We start from the raw sequence: 20,077 nt of genomic DNA, 5'->3' as shown, positions 1-20,077 counted from the left end.
CCTTCTCCACGAGTCCCGCATGCCAGCACTTTGTCGCGATTGCCTTCACGAATTCGACAGCGGCGCCGCCTGTCCGGCCTGCCGGTCGCGGCGCGTCGTGGCCAATGACGAGCTGATGGAGCTGTCGATCGCGCATATGGACTGCGATGCCTTCTATGCCAGCGTCGAAAAGCGCGACGACCCTTCGCTGGCGCACAAGCCGGTGATCATCGGCGGCGGCCGGCGCGGCGTGGTCTCGACCGCCTGTTACGTGGCGCGAATCCGTGGCGTGCGCTCGGCGATGCCGATGTTCAAGGCGATCAAGCTCTGCCCCGACGCGGTGGTGATCAAGCCGCGGATGAGCGCCTATGTCGAGGTGTCGCGCGCCATCCGCGCGATGATGGACGAGCTGACGCCGGTGGTGGAGCCGCTGTCGCTCGACGAGGCCTTTCTCGACCTGACCGGCACCGCGCGGCTGCATGGCCATCCGCCGGCGGTGATGCTGGCCCGGCTGGTGCGGCGGATGCGCAACGAGCTTGGGGTGACCGGCTCGATCGGGCTGTCGCACAACAAGTTCCTCGCCAAGATCGCCAGCGATCTCGACAAGCCGCACGGCTTTTCGGTGATCGGCCAGCGCGAGACCGAGGCGTTTCTTGCCGGCAAGCCGGTGCGGATGATCTGGGGTGTGGGCCAGGCGACACAGGAGTCGCTGGAGCGCGCCGGCATCCGCAGCTTCGACGACCTGCGGCGCTGGGACGAGCGCGATCTGACCGCGCGGTTCGGCTCGATGGGCACACGGCTCTGGCATCTGGCGCGGGGGCAGGACCGGCGGCGGGTTTCGGCCAATGCGCCGGTCAAGTCGATCTCGAACGAGACGACATTCGGCGAGGATACCTCGGATCCCGATCTCTTGGACGGGCATCTCTGGCGCATGGCCGAGAAGGTGGCCGACCGCGCCAAGGCCAGAGACATGGCGGGCCAGGTGGTGACGCTGAAGCTGAAACAGGCGAATTTCCAGACCCTGTCGCGGCGGCAGTCTTTGCGGGATGCGACGCAGATGGCCGACACGATCTACCGCTGCGCCCGCGGCATGTTCGACGCGGTAGGCGACAAGGGGCCGTACCGGCTGGTGGGCTGCGGGATCTCGCACCTGGTGCCGGCGGCCGAGGCCGACCGGTCGGCCGATCTGCTCGACCCCGATGCGGCGCGGCGGGCCGGAGCCGAGCGCGCCACGGACGCGATTCGCGCGCGCTTCGGGCCGGATGCGATCCTGAAGGGCCGGGCGTTGCGGTAGCCGGGCCAGCGGCTGCCCGCGGGGTGCCGCTGCTCCCTCGGTTCGGCAGCGCTTTATTTTGGCCAAATCCGGAAAAGATCAGAGCAGTGCGCCTACGTCGATAAAGCGGCAGCCCGATGGGGCGGGCAGCCGCTGGCCCGGCGGCCTGCGGCCTTGATCCCGGGCCTGTGGGGCTCTGATCCTGGGTATCGCCTGAGGTGAGCCGGGCCAGCGGCTGCCCGCGGGGTGCCGCTGCAGCCTCAGTTCGGCGGCGCTTTATCCCGGCCAAATCCGGAAAAGATCAGACCGGCGCGCCTACGCCGACAAAGCGGCAGCCCGGGGGGCGGGCGGCCGCTGGCCCGGCGGGCTTACGCCCTTGCTCCGGGCCCGCGCACTACCCGAACGTGGCTATTCCGCCGCCATCGGCATTTCCTGGCCGCCGATCGAGGCGATCTCGGCCACCACCCCGCGCAGCACCCTGCGGAAGGCCTGGAAGTTCGCATTCGGACGAATCGCATGTTCGTTCATGTAGATCGACCGGTCGATCTCGATCTGCACCGCGTGCTGGCGCCGCGACGGGCGGCCGTAGTGCTGGGTGATATAGGCCCCGGCAAAAGGCGCATTGCGCACCACGCAGAGCCCGGCATTCAGAAAGGCGGTCTCGATCCGGTCGACCACGGCCTCGCTGGCAGACGCGCCAAACCGATCCCCGATCACAACCTCGGGTCTGCGCGCGCCTGACCGGGCAATCGGATCCAGCGCCTCATGCGGCATCGAGTGGCAATCGACGAGAATCGCTTCGCCGAAGATGTCATGCGCCTCGGTCAGAAGCTGCTGCAGCTGGCTGTGATACGGCCGCCAGTACTTTTCGATTCGCGTCTCGGCCTCGGCCAGCGACAGCTTGCCGCGATAGATCGACCGCCCACCGGCCACCACGCGCGGAATCACCCCGAGGCCCGAGGTCACCCGCGGATTGTGACCGGGCTTGCGCGCGCCTTCGATCAGCGCCGGATCAAGCTCGTCGGCGGAGCGGTTGAGATCGATGAAGGCGCGCGGCGCGCCGGCCTTGAGAAAGGCCGCACCAAACTGCGGCGCGCATTCGAAAAGCCTGTCTACATAGGCATCTTCCGAGGTCCGGATCACATGTTCGTCGAGCACGGTGCGCCGCAGGAACGACCAGGGATAGTCCCGGCCGGAGTGCGGTGACGCAAAGACCACCGGCGTGGCAGGACGCTCAGGCCGGGTCAGGTGAAAGGCGAATTTCGGCACGAAGCCCTCCTTCGAATATGAAAGGATCATAGTCTGTTTCTTTTCCGGTGCAAAAGCCCTTGATCCCCCCGACATTCGCTTTTATAGACACCGCCACTGGCGCGGGGTTCCGCGCCCCATTCATTTTGGGGCTCCTGGCCGGTTCGGGTTTTCCGGGCGATTAGCTCAGCGGTAGAGCACTTCGTTGACATCGAAGGGGTCACTGGTTCGATCCCAGTATCGCCCACCATTTCACCGCCTGTCCCTCCGGGGAGGGGCAGACCGCAACCAAGGCGCACGCCACGCGCCGCGTAGAAGGAGAGACGGACATGAAAGTCAAGAACTCGCTCCGTTCGCTCAAGAATCGCCACCGCGATTGCCGCGTTGTGCGCCGCAAGGGCCGCGTCTATGTGATCAACAAGACGCAGCGTCGGTTCAAGGCCCGCCAGGGCTGAGCGCAGACAGCGACCAGTTTCAAGGACCGTGCAGGCAACTGCGCGGTCCTTTTTCTTTGTGCTGTGCTCCCGGTCACAGCGACAGCCAGCGCAGCCCGCTCTCACCTGTCCGGGCATAGACCAGCACAATCGACGCCAGGGCCAGAAGACCGTAGGGCGCAAGGCTCGCCCAGAACCAGGCATCGGGATTGCGAAACCCGGCAAAGACCGCCAGATTGGCCGCGAGATTGAAGCTCAGGTGCAACAGGATCGCCGGCAGGAGCGACCCGCCCGACAGGGTATGCGCCGCGCCGATGATAACCGAATAGAGCATCACGTGACCGGCAAAGAGCGGCAGGCTGATCGCCGCATGCGGCGACTCGATCGTCCAGAGCGGCAGGTGCCAGGCCGCCCAGATCACGCCCGTCAGCAAGGCCGCCTCGAGCCAACCCATCTGCGCGCCCAGCCGGGTCTGCAGCACGCCGCGCCAGCCCAGTTCCTCGCCCAGCGGCCCGAGGATCAGGTTGAAGGCCACCATCAGCGCCACTGCCCCCACGCCAAGCGGCAGCGCACCGCCGGGCGCAAAGGGTCTCAGCAGCAGGATCAGGACCATGGGCGCCAGGACCAGCCCCCAGACCGACAGCGGCACGCTGGAAACCCGGATCATCCGGCCCAGCAGATCGGCAAGCTGCCCGTCCCGCAGGCTGAGGAGAATCGCCGCCAGCGACGGCCCCCAGACCATGAGCAGCCAGAACGGCAGACCGGTCAGGCTCTCCGGGCTGCGCGCGGCGGGGATCAGGTAGATGCAGGCAAACCCGGCCAGCGAAATGGCGAAGGTCAGCGCCAGGAACGGCGGGATGGTCATGCGCCCTCTCCCTGTGACTTGAGCGCGGCGATCAGAGGCTCCAATGCCTCCGGCGTCTTGAGCATCGGCGCCAGGGCCGCCAGCGCGGTGGCGGCAAATCCGGCGGACTGCGCCGCTGACCAGGTTCCGAGGATTTCGCGGCGGTTGATATGCGCGGTGACGGTCAGGAACAGCTCGGCCAGATGCGCGGGGTCGGTGCCGTCGCGCACATGCGGCGCCAACGCCTCGCGCAGGGGCGCGCTCAGGATCGTGTCATGCGCCTGTTCGAGGCTCGAGAGATAGGCGCGGCGCTCGGCCCCGCTGCGCATCCCGGCAAGCACCCCCGGTGCCTGGCCCAGGTGGGTCGAACCTTCGGTGATCAGCGTCAGGATCGGCAGCGCCTCGCTTTCGCGCAGCGCCTCGGCCAGCTTTGTCACTTCCTCCGCCACCAGCCCGTCAAGCACCGCGTGCTTGTTGCCGAAGTGATGGTACAGCCCGCCGCGCGAGATGCCGCAGGCGAGGCGGATATCCTCCATCTCGGTGCCGTCAAACCCGCGCTCGGCGATGAGCCTGGCGGCTTGCGCCAGAATGCGGGCGCGGCGGTCGGTCGGGGTGAGTCGTTGGCGCATGGTCGAAGTATACCGACATGTGTCGGTAATTTGAAGGCTGGCGTCGGAGCGCGGGCCTTCTGCGGGTTTGCAACGCTCGGCGATCTGCTCCTATAGTCATGACAAAAGCCCAGAGCAGTGATCCCCCGTGACCAAGTACCTTTTGATTCACCAGAATTTTCCCGGACAATACAAACACCTCGCCCCGGCGCTGGCGGCGCGTGGCGATCAGGTGGTGGCGCTGACGCCCAAGGTCGACAAGGTCACCAAGTGGAAGGGCGTCACCATCCTGCCCTACAAGTATCGGGGCAAGCCAGCGCAGGGCCTGCACCCCTGGCTGGGGGATTTCGAGACCAAGTTCATTCGCGGTCATTCCTGCTACCGCGCGGCTTTGGCGCTCAAGGCCCGGGGCTTCACCCCTGACGTCATCCTCGCCCATCACGGCTGGGGCGAGAGCCTGTTTCTCAAGGATGTCTGGCCAGAGGCGCGGCTGGGGCTCTATTGCGAGCTCTATCACACCGCCGAGTATCCCTTCGTCGGCTTCGATCCCGAATTCACCGGCACCGGACCCGAGACCGACGCCCTGCGGCTGCGGATGAAGAACCTCAACAACCGGCTGCACTTCGAGGTGGGTGATGCCGGGATCAGCCCGACGGCCTTTCAGGCCGACACCTTTCCGCAGGAGATGCGCCAGCGGATCACCGTGGTACATGACGGGATCGACACCGCCCATGTCACCGCCGACGGCACCGCCCGGCTGGCCCTGCCCGGCGGCGGCGAGTTGACCCGCGAGGATGAGGTGATCACCTTCATCAACCGCAACCTCGAGCCCTATCGCGGCTATCACATCTTCATGCGCGCCCTGCCCGACCTGCTGCGGCGGCGGCCCGAGGCGCAGGTGGTGCTGATCGGCGGCGACCAGGTGAGCTATGGCGCCAAGGCACCTGATGGCAAGAGCTGGAAGCAGGTCTTCATCGACGAGGTGCGCGGTCAGATATCCGATGCCGATTGGGCGCGGGTGCATTTCCTCGGCCGGGTGCCCTATGACGTGTTCCTGTCGTTCATGCGGGTGAGCCGGGCGCATGTCTACCTGACCTACCCCTTCGTGCTCAGCTGGTCCCTGCTCGAGGCGATGAGCGCCGGCGCCCCGATCGTCGCCAGCGATACCGAGCCGGTGCGCGAGGTGCTGAGCAATGGCGAGACCGGGCTGCTGGTGGATTTCTTCGACAAGGAAGCGCTGGTGGAGCAGGTCTGCACCCTGCTCGACGATCCCAAGCTGCGCGCGCATCTGCGGGCCAGGGCGCGGGCCAAGGTGGTGGCGGAGTATGATCTGCGCACGGTCTGCCTGCCGAAACAGCTGACTTGGGTCGATGGGCTGATGTCACTCGAGCCGCGTCCGCCGGTGGTGTGACGCCTAGATCAAGCCGGGCCAGCGGCTGCCCGCGGGATGCCGCAGCAACCTCAGTTCGGCAGCGCTTTATATCCGCCGGATCCGGAAGACCTCAGAGCGATGCGCTTTCGTCCACCAAAGCGGCAGCCCGGTGGGGCGGGCAGCCGCTGGCCCGGCGGCCTGCGGCCTTGATTCCGGGCCTCTCACCGCTTCACCGTCGCGCATGTCGGGCCAGGGGCTGCCCGCGGGGTTCCGCTACAACTTCAGTTCGGCAGCGCTTTATCCCCGCCGAATTCGGACGACTTTCGAGCGATGCGCCTACGTCAGCCAAAGCGGCAGCCCGTCACGCCAGAGGCGTGCTAAAAGCCTAGAGGCGCACCTTTGGTGCGACGGGGCGTGCAGCCGCTGGCCCGGCGGCCTGCGGCCTTGTTCCGGGCCTCTCACCGCTCTACCGTCGGGCAAGTCAGCCACTTCAAGACCAACGCCTTACTACTCCACCGCCCGGATCAGCTTGCGTTCCAGCACCCGCAGCACCGCCTGCAGATCCTGGCCGCGCTTGAGCACTTGGCCTTCCATGCCGATCACCGCATACATTCCTTGCCTGTTGCGCAGCTTCGGGCGCTTCTCGATCCGATAGAGCGGGTTCTCCGCTGTCCGGCGAAACACCGAGAACACCGCCACGTCGCGCAGATGGGAAATGCCGTAGTCGCGCCATTCGCCGGCGGCGACCATGCGGCCATAGAGCGACAGGATCACGCCCAACTCGGTGCGTTGAAAGGCCACCACTTCCGAACCGGCGCCGGGCAAGGGGGAAAAGCTGTTCATACCCCGAGAGTTGCGCGCTTTGCGGCGCAAATCAAGCGCCGGCGCACCGGCGTGCCGCAACTGTGACGCAGACGCCCGATCCTCATGCGAAACTGCCCTGGCAGAACCAGCCCGAGGACATCGCCGCGCCATGGGCATAAAACAGCCAGAGTGCGTCGCCCTCTTCGCAGGTCACCCGCCAGTAATCGCGCTGGCCAGAGCGCCAGTCGGGATCGTCGAGCCACCATTCCGGCGCGATGCGCTCGGGCCCCTGGGCCGCCGCCAGCCGCAGGTCGCGGCCGCGCCAGCGAAACCGCGCCGGCGGGCGCGGCACATCCGGGGCCTGCACCGGCTCTGGCCGCCACAGGAGCAAGGGCCGCGGCCGCGCCGGCGGTGCCCAGGCGGCAGCGGGCTCTGACCAGGCGGCGGCCAGCACCAGCTCGGTCTTTTCCGGGATGTGGCTGTCACCGGGATGGCGGCGGGTGATCGCCTCCATCCCCACCCGCGCGCCGATCCGGCCGATCAGGTCATCCAGCGCCGTGTTCGCCGCCAGCCGCGCGTTCACCGCCGCCCCGGCACCGATATGGCCGACGGGCGTGCGCTGGGACAGCGGCTCGACCTGCACCGCCTCGAGCCGCAACATGTCGATGCCGAAGCCGGCGTCGAGATCGCTCAGCTTCATCGCCAGCAGCGGCCGCAACCGCTCGGGATCATCCGAGGCCCGCGCCAGCCGCACCTCGAGCGCCTGCATGGTGTGATCGCTGCGAAAGGCCTGCAGCCGGAGCATCCGCGCCCCCTGCCCCTTGGCGCGCAACAGCTCTGAAAGCCGCGGCAACAGCCGGTCGAGCCCGGCCGCCACGTCTTCCTCGAGCCCGATCGGCTCTGGCAGGGTCATCCGCACGGCAAACCGCTGCGGCGGGGCGGCGGGTGACAGCGGTTCCGGTACTGCGCCCAGCGCCTGATCGAGCCGCAGCACCAGCCCCTTGCCGAAGCGCCGCGCCAGCGCCGCGCGCGGCTGCCCGGCCAGTTCGTCGATCCGGCGCAGGCCCAGCCGCGCCAGCTGCGCCGTGGTCTCGGGATCGAGCCGCAGCGCCGCCACCGGCAGCGCCGCCAGCGCGCTGCGGGTCTGGCCCGGCGGGGCGATGCTGCCGGTCTCGACCCTGGCCTGCCGACCGGCGGGCGCGGTGCCGCCGCGCTCCCAGTGCCGCCGCCGCGCGGCGCGCGACCGGGTGGCCCGGGCCTCCTGGTCGATGTCATCGCCGGACCGCGCCGAACCGCCGCTCTGACCGGCATAACGCGCCAGCGCCCAGGCGCCGCCGCGGCTGTCGGCCAGGCCGATGCGCGCCGTCAGCCCCATGTCGCCGGTCTCTTCGAGGATGCGCGCACAGAGCGGCGCCTCGCCGCCGAACAGATGCGTGCAGCCGGTGACATCGAGCATCAGCCCGTCCACGCCGTCTTCGGCCACCCAGGGGCTGAACTTGCCGGCCCAACGCAACAGCGCCTCGAGAAAGCCGGCCTCGGCATGGCGGTTGCGCCGCGCGGTGCGCAGATCGGCGCTGACCGCATGGGCATCGCGCAGCGGCTGGCCCTTGTAGATCCCCGCCGCCGTGGCCAGCGCCGAGACCGACGACAGCACCTGACTGTTGCCCAAATCCTCGACCACCGCAAAGGGCACCTCGTGCAGCGCAGCTTCGCCGCGCGCCTGTCGCAACAGGCGTTCAGCCCCGAGACGGGGAAACCAGAGAGAGAGCAATCGGCGGGGCATGGCAGAACAGGCAGCTTTGTTCGCTATATGTTCTCATGCCTACCACCTGCGCCCGCCGGAGTCGAGCCGCCCGCACCTCAGCCGCAGAACACCCGGGTGATCTTGCCCTTGGCATCGACCTCGATATTGGTCCGCGCGGGGATGTAATCCATCGTCCGCGCCTGCCCCGGCCCGAGAATGCGCTTGGGCGACGGCACCTCGTCGGCCGCTGCCACCGGTTCGCCGACGATCCCGGCATAGACGCCCGGCGCGCAATGCGGCGCCTCGCTGGCCCGCGGCGGCGCCTTCATCAGCCCCTGCCCCTCTGGCAGGCAGCCCGCCAGCCCCAACAGCACAACCGACAGCCCGCCGGCACGACACAAGACATCTTGCATGAAATTCCCCCACTCTACCCGCGCCACCCTACACCGGATCGCCCCTGACGCGCCGGGGAAAAGCCGCGCCCGTCTCACCCTGCCCGGCAAAACCGCCTGGCTGCTCTGCGAATCGCCGCGGCCGCCCTTGATCCCGGCAGGGCTTTGCCACAGGGTCTGGGCACACAGTCAGGGAGAGCGAAGATGCGCACCAAAGCCGCCGTGGCCCTAGAGGCCGGCAAACCGCTGGAGATCATGGAAGTGAACCTCGACGGCCCCAAGGAGGGCGAGGTTCTTGTCGAGATCAAGGCCACCGGCATCTGCCACACCGACGAATTCACCCGCTCCGGAGCCGATCCCGAAGGTCTGTTCCCGGCAATCCTCGGGCATGAAGGCGCCGGCGTGGTGGTCGAGGTCGGCCCCGGGGTCAAGGACCTCAAGGTCGGCGATCACGTGATCCCGCTTTACACCGCCGAGTGCCGCGAGTGCGAATACTGCCTGCACCCCAAGACCAACCTCTGCCAGAAGGTCCGTGCAACCCAAGGCCGCGGCGTGATGCCCGACGGCACCTCGCGGTTTTCCATGCTCGATGGCACGCCGATCCTGCATTACATGGGCTGCTCGACCTTTTCGAACTACACCGTGTTGCCCGAGATCTCGCTGGCCAAGATCCGCAAGGACGCGCCCTTCGACAAGGTCTGCTACATCGGCTGCGGCGTCACCACCGGCATCGGCGCGGTGATCTATACCGCCAAGGTCGAGATCGGCAGCCGCGCGATCGTCTTTGGCTTGGGCGGCATCGGGCTGAACGTGCTGCAGGGTCTGCGGCTGGCGGGCGCCGACCAGATCGTCGGTGTCGATCTGAATGACGACAAGAAGGAGATGGCGACGCGCTTTGGCATGACCGATTTCGTCAACCCGTCGAAGGTGGACGGGGACCTCGTGGGCCATCTGGTCGAACTGACCGGCGGCGGCGCGGATTACACATTCGACGCCACCGGCAACGTGCAGGTGATGCGCACGGCGCTGGAATCGGCGCACAAGGGCTGGGGCGAGTCGATCATCATCGGCGTGGCACCGGCGGGCGCCGAGATCTCGACCCGGCCGTTCCAGCTGGTCACCGGGCGGGTCTGGCGCGGCACCGCCTTTGGCGGGGCGCGCGGGCGGACCGATGTGCCGAAGATCGTCGACTGGTACATGGACGGCAAGATCGACATCGACCCGATGATCACCCACACGCTGTCGCTGGAAGAGATCAACAAGGGCTTCGACCTGATGCATGCCGGTGAATCGATCCGGTCGGTCGTGGTGTATTGAGCTTTCGGGCGGGCTTCAGCCCGCCCATTCTGCGCAAGCCGCGCATTCTTCGCAAGCCGCGCACCGCCGGGCCGCGGTGCGGCGAGCTGCAGAGGTTCAGCAGCGCTTTTTCCCAGCCATATCCGGAATAGACCAGAGCGACGCGCTTGGGTCAGCCAAATCGCCGTGCCGGTGGGCGGCCCGCGTGCGGAAGGCATGTCAGAGGCGCAAGCCGCGCATCGCCGGGCCGCGGTGCGGCGATCTGCAGAGGTTCGGCAGCGCTTTATCCCAGCCACATCCGGAATAGATCAGAGCGACGCGCTTGGGTCAGCCAAATCGCCGTGCCGGTGGGCGGCCCGGCGATGCGCGGCGGCCTTTGGCCGCTGTTAACGCGCTTGGGGCTTTGCTCAGAGGAATTGATTGCATCCGACCTGCCCCGTTTTTGCGCCAAGGCGCTAACCTGAGCGCGTATCGCCGGGCCGCAGTGCGGCGATACGCAGTTATTCGGCAGCGCTTTATCTCAGCAAAATCCGGAAAAGTCCTGATCAACGCGCTTGTGTCACCCAAATCGCCGTGCCGTGGAGGCAGCCCGTCATGCCGAAGGCATGCCTCTGGCATGACGCGCGGCGGCCTTTGGCCGCTGTCAACGCGCTGGTGCCATATTCACAGGCCCTGCCACCCCCGACGCGAAATCACCCGACAACCCGCCAAATCCCCACCGGATTGATTTGACGCCGCCCCCGCTTGGCCCCATGTTCCGCCCATGTCAGATAACACAAACACATCCAATCTGCTCGCCGTCCTGATCGACGCCGACAACACCTCGCCCAAGTACACCAAGGCGATCTTCGACGAGATCGCCACCTTGGGCGAAGCCAGCGTCCGGCGCTGCTACGGGGATTTCTCCTCGCAGCAGATGGCCGGCTGGAGCCGCGTCCAGGCCGAATTCGGCCTTGTCCCGCATCACCAGCCCGCCAATACCGTGGGCAAGAACGCCAGCGACATCGCCCTGGTGATCGACGCCATGGACCTGCTGCATTCGGGCCGCTTCGACGGCTTTGTCCTGGTCTCTTCGGACAGCGATTTCACCCGGCTCGCCAGCCGCATCCGCGAACAGGGCCTCGCGGTCTACGGCATGGGCCAGCGCAAGACGCCCGATGCCTTCCGCAAGGCCTGCAAACGCTTCATCTTCCTCGAAAACCTCGGCGAAGAAGAGCCGCGCGAGACCCCCTCCAGCCGGCCACTCGACGAAGCCCGCAACCTGATCTTCAAGGCGATGGAAGGCATCGAACAGGGCGACGAATGGTACACCCTGGGCCAGATCGGCCAGTTCATCATCGCCGCCAACCCGGATTTCGACACCCGCTCCTACGGCCACCGCAAGCTCAGCGACCTTGTGGCCCGGCTCAAGGTCTTCGAGACCCGCAAGGGTGCCGGCAATCAACTGATGGTGCGCCGCGTCGACTGAGGCGCGCCGCCGCGCGACGGCCATTACAGGCTCGCCGCGTCCACTGAAGGACACCGCCGTCCCGGACTTGATCCGGGACCTCTGGGCCCACAGGTTGAGGCCCCGGATCATGTCCGGGGCGCGCGGCGCGGGATGTCTTGGCCAACCGCCTGAGGCCCCGGATCACGTCCGGGGCACGCGGCTCACCCCTTGGCGCCGTAGCGTGCCATGAAGGTCTCGACCGCGCCCAGGATCACCCGGTCGATCGCTTCCGGTTCGAACTCCGTGCTGACGTTGAAGATCATCCGCGGCCAGAGATCGGCCTTGCAGAGCTCGGCGAACTGGTCGGCCGCCAGGTCGAAATCCTCGATCTCCAGCTCGCCGCGGCCCACGGCTTCCTGCAGGTAATCGCGCACCGCCGCATGCATCACCGCTGGGCCGGAGTTGTAGAACTGCCGGCCGAGGTCCGGGAACCGGTCCGCCTCGGCCACGCAGATGCGAAAGATCGACTGGCCAAATTTCGACAGGATGAAGCTCAGGAACTGCCGGCCGCAATGCTCCAGCACCTCGCGCGGCGGGGCCGAGGCGTCGATCACCGTCATCGCATGGTCCGCCTGCCGGCAGCATTCACAGGAGGCTACCTCGGAAAACAGCAACCGCTTGTCAGGGAAATAGCTGTAGAGCGTCGCCTTCGACACCCCGGCCGCCCTGGCGATGTCATCCACCGAGGCGCCCTCGAACCCATGCGCGAGAAAGACGTCGCGCGCGCCGGCCAGCACCTGATCGAATTTGCGGCCTCGGCGCACCTGCGGCGTCTCGCCACCCGCGGCCAGCCTGGCATCTGAGCTCATCTCTGCGTTCCCCATTTTCCCTTAGGTATAGACCGGGCAGTTCAGTTTCAAGCTGCGCCGCATTGGCTGTCGCGCGGTCAGCCGCCCGCTGCTAGGCTTGGCCGAGGAGGAACTCATGACAGACCAACGCGCGAAATATCAGGCCTTTGCCGCCCTGCACCAAGGTCCCGGCGCCTTTGTCATCCCCAATCCCTGGGATGCCGGATCAGCGCGCATCCTTGCGTCGCTGGGCTTTGCCGCGCTGGCCACCACCAGCGCCGGCTATGCCTTTTCCACGGGCAAGCGCGACAGCGCCGCCTGCCTGACCCGCGCCGAAATCCTCGCCAATGCGGCCGCCATCGTCGCGGCGACCGAACTGCCGGTCTCGGCCGATCTCGAGGACGGCTTCGGCGCCGCGCCTGCGGCCTGCGCCACCACCATTACCGAGGCCATCGCCACCGGCCTCGTCGGCGGCTCGATCGAGGATGCCACCGGCGATCCCGGCCAGCCAATCCACGATCTCTCCCTCGCCCGCGATCGCATCACCGCCGCCGCCGAGGCCGCGCGTGGTCAGCCCTTCCTGCTGACCGCGCGGGCCGAGAATTACCTCTGGGGTCGCCCCGACCTCGCCGACACCATCACCCGGCTGCAGGCCTTTTCCGAGGCCGGCGCGGATGTGCTCTATGCCCCCGGCCTGCCCGATCTGGATGCGATCCGGACGGTCTGCGCCGAGGTCGACAAGCCGGTCAACGTGGTCATGGGCCTCAGCGGGCCGTCTTATACCGTGAGCGAGCTGGCCGAAGCCGGGGTGCGCCGGATCAGCGTCGGCGGCAGCTTTGCCCGCGCCGCGCTGGGTGCGCTGAAACGCGCGGCGGAAGAGGTCATGACCCAAGGCACCTTCCACTACGCCGAGCAGGCGATGGCAGACGGCAGTGTTGCCGCGCTGATGGCACAGGGTCGCCCGGTCACACGCGGCTGACCGCGGCATTTCGCCGGCAGGACCCCCTTGCCAAGCCGCCCTGCCCGGATATGTTTAGAACAATTCTAAACGGGAAGACCCCATGCGATTTCTCACCCAAAGACGCCGTTTCTCAGATCTCTCCGAACAGGAGATTCTCGCCCTCGCGATCTCTTCCGAGGAAGACGACGCCCGCATCTACCGGATGTATGCCGAGCGGCTGCGCGAGGATTTCCCCGACACCGCCCGCGTCTTCGACGGCATGGCTGCCGAGGAAGACGAGCACCGACAGCAGCTGATCGACGCCCATCGCGCGCGCTTTGGCGAGGTCATTCCGCTGATCCGCCGCGAACATGTCGCGGGCTTCTATGCCCGTCGCCCGGTCTGGCTGGTCGAGAACCTCGGGCTCGAGCGCATCCGCGAAGAGGCGGCAGCGATGGAGCAGGAGGCCGAGCGTTTCTACAGCGCCGCCGCACAGCGCGCCAGCGATGCCGCCACCCGCAAACTGCTGGGCGATCTTGCCGCGGCCGAGGCCGGCCACCAGCACAGCGCCGAACGGCTGGAGCAGGAGCACCTCGACAGTGCCAGTGCCGAGAGCGAGGATGCCACCGCGCGGCGCCGCTTCGTGCTGACCTGGGTGCAGCCGGGGTTGGCCGGGCTGATGGACGGCTCGGTCTCGACCCTTGCGCCGATCTTCGCCACCGCCTTTGCCACCCAGGACACCTGGACGACCTTCCTCGTCGGTCTCGCGGCTTCGGTGGGCGCAGGGATCTCCATGGGCTTCACCGAGGCGGCCTCGGATGATGGCCAGCTCTCCGGCCGCGGCTCACCGGTCAAGCGCGGCATCGCCTCCGGCGTGATGACCACTCTGGGCGGGCTCGGCCATGCCCTGCCCTATCTGATCCCGGATTTCTGGACCGCCACCAGCGTCGCCATCCTCGTGGTCTTTGTCGAGCTCTGGGCGATCGCCTGGATTCAGAACCGCTTCATGGACACGCCCATGTTGCGGGCGACCTTCCAGGTGGTGCTTGGCGGCGCGCTGGTCTTTGCCGCCGGGGTGTTGATCGGCTCGGGGTGAGACAAGCGGCGCCCGCCTCTACGCGCGCGCCTCGCCGGGCCGCGGTACGGCGATCCGACGACAGGTCGAGAGCACTTTATCCCCGCCAAATCCGAAGAAGCGCCGAGCGACGCGCCTATGTCTACCAAATCGCCGTGCCGAGGGGCGGCCCGGCGATGCGCGGCGGACCTCTGGCCCGCTGTTAACGCGCTGGAGCGGTGAAAGAGCGGGTCGCGGCTGTCCGTGGCAGCAAGGGCGCAGGCCCCATCATTTCGCACACCGCGCCCCGGCCCCCGCGCCGGGGCCTCACCGCCAACCATCAAGCTCCAAACCGACGAGGTCCCGGGTCGAGCCCGGGACGGGCCGCCGCGGAAGCGGCGGGCCGCTTTCAAATTGACCTCGCCCGCCGACGTGATACCCCTTCCCCATGCTGGCCATCTTCCTCAAGACTCTCCCCTTTTTCGCGATCATCGCGCTCGGCTACGGCGCCGCGAGGACGCGGTTCTTTACCGAGGAAGCCAGCGCCTATCTCACCAAGTTCATCTTCTACTTCGCCCTCTCGGCGATGCTCTTCCGCTTCTCCGCCAACCTCTCGCTGGCCGAGATCTGGGACAGCCGCCTGGTGCTGGGCTACCTCGCCGGCAGCCTCGCGGTCTATCTGCTGGCCACCGCCATCGGCCTGGCGCGCGGCATCGGGCTCGAGCAGACCGCGGTCGAGGCGCAATGCGCGGTGATCGGCAACACCGGCTTTCTCGGCGTGCCGATGTTCGTGCTGCTCTTTGGCGAGGCGGCCATCGGTCCGCTGATGATGGTGCTGGCAGTCGACCTGATCTTCTTTTCCTCGCTGATCGTGATCCTGATCACCGGCGCGCGCGACGGGCGAATGTCGCTGGCGGTGCTGGGCACCGTCGGCATGGGACTTCTGAAGAACCCGATGATCGTCTCGATGGTGCTGGGGCTGGGCTGGGCCTCGCTCGGCACGCCGCTGCCGGACCCGGTGAACGAGTTCGTTGTCATCCTCGGCGGCGCCGCCACGCCCGGCGCGCTCTTTGCCATCGGCGCCTCGCTGGCCTCGAAATCGGCCGAGCGGGTCACCGTGGCGGGCTATCTCAGTGTCTGCAAGCTGGTGCTGCACCCGGCGGCGGTGGCCTTTGCGGTGCTGGTGGTCTTTCCGCTCGATCCCTTCACCGCCACCATCGTCGTGTCCGCCTCGGCGCTGCCGGTGGCGGGCAACGTCTACATCCTCGCCCAGCACTACCGCGTGGCGCCGCACCGGGTCTCGGCGGCGATCCTGTTCTCCACCGCCGCCTCGATCCTCACCCTGCCCTACGTCATCGCCTGGGTCTCCGGCGCTTGACTTGCACAGGCCGCGCACTTCTTCTGTTTGAAAATATCTCCGCCGGAGGCATGAAACTCTTCCCACGCGAAAGGCCCTGCCATGGACATCACCGCTGAAAACCGCGCCTTTGACGGCCGCCAGATTGTTGCCACCCATGCTTCCGAGATCTGTGGCTGCGACATGACCTTTGGTCTCTACCTGCCCCCCCAGGCCGAGGACGCGCCGGTGCCGCTGATCTGGTATCTCTCGGGGCTCACCTGCACGCACGAGAACGCCATGACCAAGGCCGGCGCCCAGGCCTGGTGCGCCGAACAGGGCGTCGCCATGGTCTTTCCCGACACCTCGCCACGCGGCGAAGGCGTGGCCGATGACAGCGCCTACGACCTGGGCCAGGGCGCGGGGTTCTACATCGACGCCACCCAGGACCCCTGGGCCGGCCATTACCGGATGGAGAGCTACATCACCGACGAGCTGCCGCGCCTGCTGGCCTCGAAGTTCGACGTCGACGAGGAGCGCCAGTCGATCATGGGCCATTCCATGGGCGGCCATGGCGCGCTGACGCTGGCGATGAAGACCCCCGGCCGCTACACCAGCGTCTCGGCCTTTTCGCCGATCTGCAACCCGTCGGACAGCGACTGGGGCCGCAAGCAGTTCACCGCATATCTCGGCGAGGATGCCGACTGGGAGGCGCATGACGCCGCGCGCCTGATGCGCCAGGACGGCATCGACGCGCCGGTGCTTATCGACACCGGCACCGCCGACCAGTTCGGCGACCTGCTGAAGACCGAGGCCCTGGCCCAGGCGATGGCCGAGAAGCGCGTGCCGCATACACTGCGGATGCAGAAGGGCTATGACCACAGCTATTTCTTTGTGTCGAGCTTCATGGAAGAGCATGTCGCCTTCCACGCCGACGCGCTCTGGGCCTGAGCCTTGGCGATCTACGTCGACGCCGATGCCTGCCCGGTGAAAGCCGAGGTGGAAAAGGTCGCCACCCGGCACCGGATGCAGATGTACCTTGTGTCGAACGGCGGGCTGCGGTTGTCGCAGAACCCGCTGGTCGAGGTGGTGATCGTGCCGGACGGGCCTGACGTGGCCGACATGTGGATCGCCGACCGCGCCGGTCCCGGCGACGTGGTGGTGACCGGCGACATTCCCCTGGCGGCGAAATGCGTCGAGGCCGGCGCCCAGGTGCTGCGCCACAACGGCGAGGCCTTTACCCCGGCCAACATCGGTCAGCAACTGGCGATGCGCGACCTGATGACCGACCTACGCGCCGCCGATCCGTTTCGCCAGGGCGGCGGCCGCGCGTTCTCCAAGGCCGACAGGTCGCGGTTCCTCGACAGCCTGGAGCGGGCCGTCCGGGCAAGCCAGCGGTCGTAAGGTATGGGACGTTAAGTGGGCAGTCTGCCCACCTTCCTCCCCCCGCGCGCGCCTACGCCCGACATAAGCCGCGCATCGTCGGGCCGCGGCGCGGCGATCAACCCTGGTTCTGCAGCGCTTTTTCTCAGCCACTTCCGCAAAAGACCTTTTCGACGCGCTCACGTACACCAATCGCCGCGCCGAGGGGCGGCCTAGCGATGCGCGGCGGCTTTCGGCCGCTGTTAACGCGCAGGGTTCTGGAACGAGACGGTCGCGCAATTGGCGAAGTGGTCGAGGCAAGCCGCGCATTGTCGGGCCGCGGTGCGGCGATCAACCCTGGTTCTGCAGCGCTTTATCCCGGCCACTTCCGCAAAAGTCCTGATCGACGCGCTCACGCCAACCAAATCGCCGTGCCGGGGGGCGGCCCGGCGATGCGCGGCGGCTTTCAGCCGCTGTTAACGCGCAGGGTTCCGGAATGGCTGAGCACGCAAGGTCAGCAACGATCCCCGCGCCGAACGACCTTCAGCAGAGGCCAAAGCGCGAGAGCCTCACCCAAGGGCGCACCCCGCCCCGGACCTGATCCGGGGCCTCCCCCTCAGCCAAAAGCCAAGCGTTCAGCCGCTCAGCCCGCCATGCAGGTTCGGCTGCTGCAAAGCGCCGAAGCCGTAGTGGCGCAGCCAGCGCAGGTCGCTGTCGAAGAAAGCGCGCAGGTCGGGGATGCCGTATTTCAGCATGGCTATCCGGTCGATCCCGATGCCGAAGGCGAAGCCCTGCCACTGGTCGGGATCGATGCCGCCGGCCTGCAACACCTTGGGGTGCACCATGCCGGAGCCGAGGATCTCGAGCCAGTCGTCGCCCTCGCCCACCTTCAGCTGACCGCCCTCCCAGGAGCAGCGGATGTCAACCTCGGCTGAGGGCTCGGTGAAGGGGAAATGCGAGGCGCGGAAGCGCAGTTCCACCCCTTCGACCTCGAAGAAGGCCCGCAGGAATTCCTCCAGCGTCCACTTCAGCTGCGCCATCGAGATGTCGCGGTCGATCGCCAGGCCTTCGACCTGGTGGAACATCGGCGTGTGGGTCTGGTCATAGTCGGCGCGGTACACCCGGCCCGGAGCGATGATGCGAATGGGCGCGCCCTGCTTCTCCATCGAGCGGATCTGCACCGGCGAGGTATGGGTGCGCAGCACATGCGGCGGGCGATTGTCGCCCTCGGCCCGGTGCATGTAGAAGGTGTCCATCTCGGCCCGCGCCGGGTGGTGCGAGGGGATGTTCAGCGCATCGAAGTTGTACCAGTCGCTGTCGATCTGCGGGCCTTCCGCCACCGAGAACCCCATCTCGCCAAAGATCGCCGTCACCTCTTCGCGGACCTGGCTGATCGGGTGGATGCTGCCCTGGCGACGGCCATTGGCCGGCAGCGTCACGTCGAGCCATTCACCGCGCAGCCGCTCTTCGAGCGCCGCATCGGCGAGCGAGGCCTTGCGCGCCGACAGCGCCGAGTTGATCTCGTCCTTAAGCGCGTTCAGCTTCGGGCCCATGACCTGGCGCTCTTCCGGGGTCATCTTGCCCAGTTCGCGCATTTTCAGGCTGATTTCGCCCTTCTTGCCGACGGCCTGCACCCGCAGCGTTTCGATCGCGGCTTCGTCGCCCGCATCGGCGATCAGCTGAATGTACTTGTCGCGCAGGTCGTCCATCTTCGGGCCCTCGAGGTCAGTGTCGGCGTTCCGCCTCACCTACCCCCATGAACCCAGCTGTGCAAGGCTCAGTCGAGCCGCAGCATGTCGCGCAGCGCCGCCCGGTCGTAGACGTAGAACTCGGCGCTGATCCGGTCGCGGTCATTGTCAATGCCGTCGCGGTGGCCGTCGATGCCGCCGAGGATGGTGCCGACCTTGATCACCTTGCCGCGCTCGGCGACATAGTCCAGCTCCCAGGCGGTGCCACCCTGGCTTCCATCGCGGCACTCGAAGCGGTCGGCAGCCGAGATATGCTTGCGTCCGTTTTCCCGCCCGACCCCCATGGTGCCGGTGCCTTGGCAGACGCCATGCTTGTCGGTGCGCAGCACGATCTGATAGCGCGTCCGGCTGAGAAACCGGATGTAGCCCCACATCTTCAGCGGCTTGTAGTCGAAGTGATGGCAGGTGAAGAGATCGGGCTCGCGTTCGAACCGGGTGCGCGCCACCGCGACCTCGAAGGCCCGGCAATCGCGCCAGCCGCGCTCCAGCAGGCTCTCGGGCCGCGCCTGCGACAGCGCCTGCGTGGCGAGGAGACCGGCACAACCGGCCAGGGTAAAAGCTGCAAGTATCCGCATGAGAGACCTCCGCGTCAGCGCCCATCATAGCGCAAGACGGCGCTTCGGCCTATTGCGCCCTTCCTCACCCTGCCCGGCGCACATGCAAAAGGGGCTGCCCGGTCTCCCGGACAGCCCCTCGAATGTCTGCAGCTTGCTGCGGCTTATGCCGGCAGGGCGCCTTTGGCCTGAGCGGCAATGGCGTTGAACGCCTCGGGCTCGTGCACGGCCAGATCGGCCAGAACCTTGCGGTCGACTTCGATGCCGGCCAGGGTCAGGCCGTTGATGAAGCGCGAATAGGTCAGCGTTTCGTCATAGGCGCGGACAGCGGCGTTGATCCGCTGGATCCACAGGGCGCGGAACGAACGCTTGCGCGCCTTGCGGTCGCGCGTGGCGTATTGGTTGGCCTTGTCGACGGCCTGGCGTGCCACCTTGAAGGTGTTCTTGCGACGGCCGTAATAGCCTTTCGCTGCCTTGGTGACTTTCTTGTGACGGGCGTGGGTAACGGTCCCACCTTTAACGCGTGCCATGTGTCAGGTCTCCTCAGCGTGCGTAGGGCATCATCGGCTTGATGATCTGCTCATCAGCCTTCGACAGAACGGTCGTACCGCGCGCATCACGGATGAACTTGGTGCTGCGTTTGATCATGCCGTGGCGCTTGCCCGCCTGGCCGGCTTTGATCTTGCCTTTCGCCGTCACTTTGAACCGCTTCTTGCAGCTCGACTTTGTCTTCATCTTGGGCATTTCGGTCTCCTTCAAATCGGAACTATGCGCACGACTCGGCATGCCACTCAGGCCGGCCGCGCGATGGA

General features: G+C 67.1%; 21 protein-coding genes and 1 tRNA gene. 11 read left to right on the top strand and 11 right to left on the bottom strand.

Annotation, left to right across the window (positions count from 1 at the left end):
• Window positions 1-19: 19 nt before the first annotated feature.
• Window positions 20-1,273 carry a DNA polymerase IV gene (locus tag ACN0SE_RS13680; RefSeq protein ID WP_417525085.1) on the top strand — a complete coding sequence of 418 codons (1,254 nt, stop codon included), beginning with the start codon at window positions 20-22 and terminating at the stop codon, window positions 1,271-1,273.
• 387 nt (window positions 1,274-1,660) lie between these two features.
• Here the strand turns inward: ACN0SE_RS13680 and ACN0SE_RS13675 are convergent, their stop codons facing one another.
• Window positions 1,661-2,521, bottom strand: a complete 861-nt coding sequence (locus tag ACN0SE_RS13675) for an N-formylglutamate amidohydrolase (protein ID WP_417525135.1) — start codon at window positions 2,519-2,521, stop codon at window positions 1,661-1,663.
• Window positions 2,522-2,675: 154 nt separating this feature from the next.
• Between ACN0SE_RS13675 and ACN0SE_RS13670 the strand changes: the two genes are divergently transcribed.
• Window positions 2,676-2,750: transfer RNA gene (locus tag ACN0SE_RS13670), tRNA-Val, on the top strand.
• A 79-nt stretch (window positions 2,751-2,829) separates the two neighbouring features.
• Window positions 2,830-2,955: a type B 50S ribosomal protein L36 gene (ykgO, locus tag ACN0SE_RS13665; RefSeq protein ID WP_008562923.1), complete on the top strand. Its 126-nt coding sequence runs from the start codon at window positions 2,830-2,832 to the stop codon at window positions 2,953-2,955.
• A 73-nt stretch (window positions 2,956-3,028) separates the two neighbouring features.
• On the opposite strand, the gene ACN0SE_RS13660 is transcribed toward ykgO, so the two are convergent.
• Both ACN0SE_RS13660 and ACN0SE_RS13655 read right to left on the bottom strand, forming a co-directional pair.
• Complete coding sequence (locus tag ACN0SE_RS13660) at window positions 3,029-3,799, bottom strand: CPBP family intramembrane glutamic endopeptidase (RefSeq protein WP_417525084.1); 771 nt, start codon at window positions 3,797-3,799, stop codon at window positions 3,029-3,031.
• On the bottom strand, window positions 3,796-4,407 hold the full coding sequence (locus tag ACN0SE_RS13655; RefSeq protein WP_417525083.1) for a TetR/AcrR family transcriptional regulator: 612 nt from the start codon (window positions 4,405-4,407) through the stop codon (window positions 3,796-3,798). Before ACN0SE_RS13655 ends, ACN0SE_RS13660 begins: the two co-directional genes overlap by 4 nt.
• A gap of 127 nt (window positions 4,408-4,534) precedes the next feature.
• Here ACN0SE_RS13655 and ACN0SE_RS13650 point away from each other — a divergent pair, with 127 nt between their 5' ends.
• Window positions 4,535-5,797, top strand: coding sequence for a glycosyltransferase (locus ACN0SE_RS13650; RefSeq protein WP_417525082.1), 1,263 nt, complete (start codon window positions 4,535-4,537; stop codon window positions 5,795-5,797).
• Between the two features lie 468 nt (window positions 5,798-6,265).
• Here the strand turns inward: ACN0SE_RS13650 and ACN0SE_RS13645 are convergent, their stop codons facing one another.
• The 3 genes from ACN0SE_RS13645 to ACN0SE_RS13635 all read right to left on the bottom strand — a co-directional run bounded on the left by ACN0SE_RS13645 (window position 6,266) and on the right by ACN0SE_RS13635 (window position 8,719).
• Complete coding sequence (locus ACN0SE_RS13645; protein WP_417525081.1) at window positions 6,266-6,601, bottom strand: DUF2794 domain-containing protein; 336 nt, start codon at window positions 6,599-6,601, stop codon at window positions 6,266-6,268.
• An 82-nt stretch (window positions 6,602-6,683) separates the two neighbouring features.
• Window positions 6,684-8,345 carry a Y-family DNA polymerase gene (locus ACN0SE_RS13640; protein WP_417525080.1) on the bottom strand — a complete coding sequence of 554 codons (1,662 nt, stop codon included), beginning with the start codon at window positions 8,343-8,345 and terminating at the stop codon, window positions 6,684-6,686.
• 77 nt (window positions 8,346-8,422) lie between these two features.
• Complete coding sequence (locus tag ACN0SE_RS13635; protein WP_417525079.1) at window positions 8,423-8,719, bottom strand: I78 family peptidase inhibitor; 297 nt, start codon at window positions 8,717-8,719, stop codon at window positions 8,423-8,425.
• Between the two features lie 183 nt (window positions 8,720-8,902).
• On the opposite strand from ACN0SE_RS13635, the gene ACN0SE_RS13630 reads away from it, so the two are divergent.
• Together ACN0SE_RS13630 and ACN0SE_RS13625 are read left to right on the top strand one after the other, a co-directional pair.
• Window positions 8,903-10,015, top strand: coding sequence for an S-(hydroxymethyl)glutathione dehydrogenase/class III alcohol dehydrogenase (locus ACN0SE_RS13630; RefSeq protein WP_417525078.1), 1,113 nt, complete (start codon window positions 8,903-8,905; stop codon window positions 10,013-10,015).
• Window positions 10,016-10,757: 742 nt separating this feature from the next.
• The gene (locus ACN0SE_RS13625) at window positions 10,758-11,462 is read left to right on the top strand and encodes an NYN domain-containing protein (protein WP_417525077.1); all 705 of its coding nucleotides are present in this window, start codon (window positions 10,758-10,760) and stop codon (window positions 11,460-11,462) included.
• A 182-nt stretch (window positions 11,463-11,644) separates the two neighbouring features.
• Here the strand turns inward: ACN0SE_RS13625 and ACN0SE_RS13620 are convergent, their stop codons facing one another.
• The gene (locus tag ACN0SE_RS13620; RefSeq protein WP_417525076.1) at window positions 11,645-12,292 is read right to left on the bottom strand and encodes a TetR/AcrR family transcriptional regulator; all 648 of its coding nucleotides are present in this window, start codon (window positions 12,290-12,292) and stop codon (window positions 11,645-11,647) included.
• A gap of 115 nt (window positions 12,293-12,407) precedes the next feature.
• Between ACN0SE_RS13620 and ACN0SE_RS13615 the strand changes: the two genes are divergently transcribed.
• The 5 genes from ACN0SE_RS13615 to ACN0SE_RS13595 all read left to right on the top strand — a co-directional run bounded on the left by ACN0SE_RS13615 (window position 12,408) and on the right by ACN0SE_RS13595 (window position 17,005).
• Window positions 12,408-13,250 carry an isocitrate lyase/PEP mutase family protein gene (locus tag ACN0SE_RS13615; protein ID WP_417525075.1) on the top strand — a complete coding sequence of 281 codons (843 nt, stop codon included), beginning with the start codon at window positions 12,408-12,410 and terminating at the stop codon, window positions 13,248-13,250.
• Window positions 13,251-13,332: 82 nt separating this feature from the next.
• On the top strand, window positions 13,333-14,307 hold the full coding sequence (gene mbfA, locus ACN0SE_RS13610; RefSeq protein WP_417525074.1) for an iron exporter MbfA: 975 nt from the start codon (window positions 13,333-13,335) through the stop codon (window positions 14,305-14,307).
• A 406-nt stretch (window positions 14,308-14,713) separates the two neighbouring features.
• A complete protein-coding gene (locus ACN0SE_RS13605; protein WP_417525073.1) occupies window positions 14,714-15,643 on the top strand; it encodes an AEC family transporter in 930 nt (309 codons plus the stop codon).
• A gap of 81 nt (window positions 15,644-15,724) precedes the next feature.
• Window positions 15,725-16,552, top strand: coding sequence for an S-formylglutathione hydrolase (gene fghA, locus ACN0SE_RS13600; protein ID WP_417525072.1), 828 nt, complete (start codon window positions 15,725-15,727; stop codon window positions 16,550-16,552).
• Window positions 16,553-16,555: 3 nt separating this feature from the next.
• Window positions 16,556-17,005 carry a YaiI/YqxD family protein gene (locus tag ACN0SE_RS13595; protein ID WP_417525071.1) on the top strand — a complete coding sequence of 150 codons (450 nt, stop codon included), beginning with the start codon at window positions 16,556-16,558 and terminating at the stop codon, window positions 17,003-17,005.
• A 593-nt stretch (window positions 17,006-17,598) separates the two neighbouring features.
• Here the strand turns inward: ACN0SE_RS13595 and pheS are convergent.
• From pheS to rpmI, 4 genes are all read right to left on the bottom strand, one after another.
• Window positions 17,599-18,672, bottom strand: coding sequence for a phenylalanine--tRNA ligase subunit alpha (gene pheS, locus ACN0SE_RS13590; protein ID WP_417525070.1), 1,074 nt, complete (start codon window positions 18,670-18,672; stop codon window positions 17,599-17,601).
• Window positions 18,673-18,740: 68 nt separating this feature from the next.
• Window positions 18,741-19,286, bottom strand: coding sequence for a hypothetical protein (locus ACN0SE_RS13585; RefSeq protein WP_417525069.1), 546 nt, complete (start codon window positions 19,284-19,286; stop codon window positions 18,741-18,743).
• A 143-nt stretch (window positions 19,287-19,429) separates the two neighbouring features.
• Window positions 19,430-19,795 (bottom strand): 50S ribosomal protein L20, encoded by a 366-nt coding sequence (gene rplT / locus ACN0SE_RS13580; RefSeq protein ID WP_417525068.1) that lies wholly within the window; start codon window positions 19,793-19,795, stop codon window positions 19,430-19,432.
• 13 nt (window positions 19,796-19,808) lie between these two features.
• Window positions 19,809-20,009 carry a 50S ribosomal protein L35 gene (gene rpmI, locus ACN0SE_RS13575; protein ID WP_417525067.1) on the bottom strand — a complete coding sequence of 67 codons (201 nt, stop codon included), beginning with the start codon at window positions 20,007-20,009 and terminating at the stop codon, window positions 19,809-19,811.
• Between the last annotated feature and the right edge of the window lie 68 nt (window positions 20,010-20,077).

This window comes from Marinovum sp. (genome assembly GCF_048263515.1).
Lineage (GTDB): Bacteria > Pseudomonadota > Alphaproteobacteria > Rhodobacterales > Rhodobacteraceae > Marinovum.
The sequence above is the reverse complement of the archived record's forward strand: the minus strand, read 5'-3'. Positions and strand labels throughout refer to the sequence as shown.

Excerpts from the sequence above, each read along its gene's own strand:
- ACN0SE_RS13680 (WP_417525085.1), top strand. The coding sequence starts at position 20 with ATGCCAGCACTTTGTCGCGATTGCCTTCACGAATTCGACAGCGGCGCC.
- ykgO (WP_008562923.1), top strand. The coding sequence starts at position 2,830 with ATGAAAGTCAAGAACTCGCTCCGTTCGCTCAAGAATCGCCACCGCGAT.
- ACN0SE_RS13660 (WP_417525084.1), bottom strand. The coding sequence starts at position 3,799 with ATGACCATCCCGCCGTTCCTGGCGCTGACCTTCGCCATTTCGCTGGCC.
- ACN0SE_RS13655 (WP_417525083.1), bottom strand. The coding sequence starts at position 4,407 with ATGCGCCAACGACTCACCCCGACCGACCGCCGCGCCCGCATTCTGGCG.
- ACN0SE_RS13645 (WP_417525081.1), bottom strand. The coding sequence starts at position 6,601 with ATGAACAGCTTTTCCCCCTTGCCCGGCGCCGGTTCGGAAGTGGTGGCC.
- ACN0SE_RS13640 (WP_417525080.1), bottom strand. The coding sequence starts at position 8,345 with ATGCCCCGCCGATTGCTCTCTCTCTGGTTTCCCCGTCTCGGGGCTGAA.
- ACN0SE_RS13635 (WP_417525079.1), bottom strand. The coding sequence starts at position 8,719 with ATGCAAGATGTCTTGTGTCGTGCCGGCGGGCTGTCGGTTGTGCTGTTG.
- ACN0SE_RS13630 (WP_417525078.1), top strand. The coding sequence starts at position 8,903 with ATGCGCACCAAAGCCGCCGTGGCCCTAGAGGCCGGCAAACCGCTGGAG.
- ACN0SE_RS13625 (WP_417525077.1), top strand. The coding sequence starts at position 10,758 with ATGTCAGATAACACAAACACATCCAATCTGCTCGCCGTCCTGATCGAC.
- ACN0SE_RS13620 (WP_417525076.1), bottom strand. The coding sequence starts at position 12,292 with ATGAGCTCAGATGCCAGGCTGGCCGCGGGTGGCGAGACGCCGCAGGTG.
- ACN0SE_RS13615 (WP_417525075.1), top strand. The coding sequence starts at position 12,408 with ATGACAGACCAACGCGCGAAATATCAGGCCTTTGCCGCCCTGCACCAA.
- mbfA (WP_417525074.1), top strand. The coding sequence starts at position 13,333 with ATGCGATTTCTCACCCAAAGACGCCGTTTCTCAGATCTCTCCGAACAG.
- ACN0SE_RS13605 (WP_417525073.1), top strand. The coding sequence starts at position 14,714 with ATGCTGGCCATCTTCCTCAAGACTCTCCCCTTTTTCGCGATCATCGCG.
- fghA (WP_417525072.1), top strand. The coding sequence starts at position 15,725 with ATGGACATCACCGCTGAAAACCGCGCCTTTGACGGCCGCCAGATTGTT.
- pheS (WP_417525070.1), bottom strand. The coding sequence starts at position 18,672 with ATGGACGACCTGCGCGACAAGTACATTCAGCTGATCGCCGATGCGGGC.
- ACN0SE_RS13585 (WP_417525069.1), bottom strand. The coding sequence starts at position 19,286 with ATGCGGATACTTGCAGCTTTTACCCTGGCCGGTTGTGCCGGTCTCCTC.
- rplT (WP_417525068.1), bottom strand. The coding sequence starts at position 19,795 with ATGGCACGCGTTAAAGGTGGGACCGTTACCCACGCCCGTCACAAGAAA.
- rpmI (WP_417525067.1), bottom strand. The coding sequence starts at position 20,009 with ATGCCCAAGATGAAGACAAAGTCGAGCTGCAAGAAGCGGTTCAAAGTG.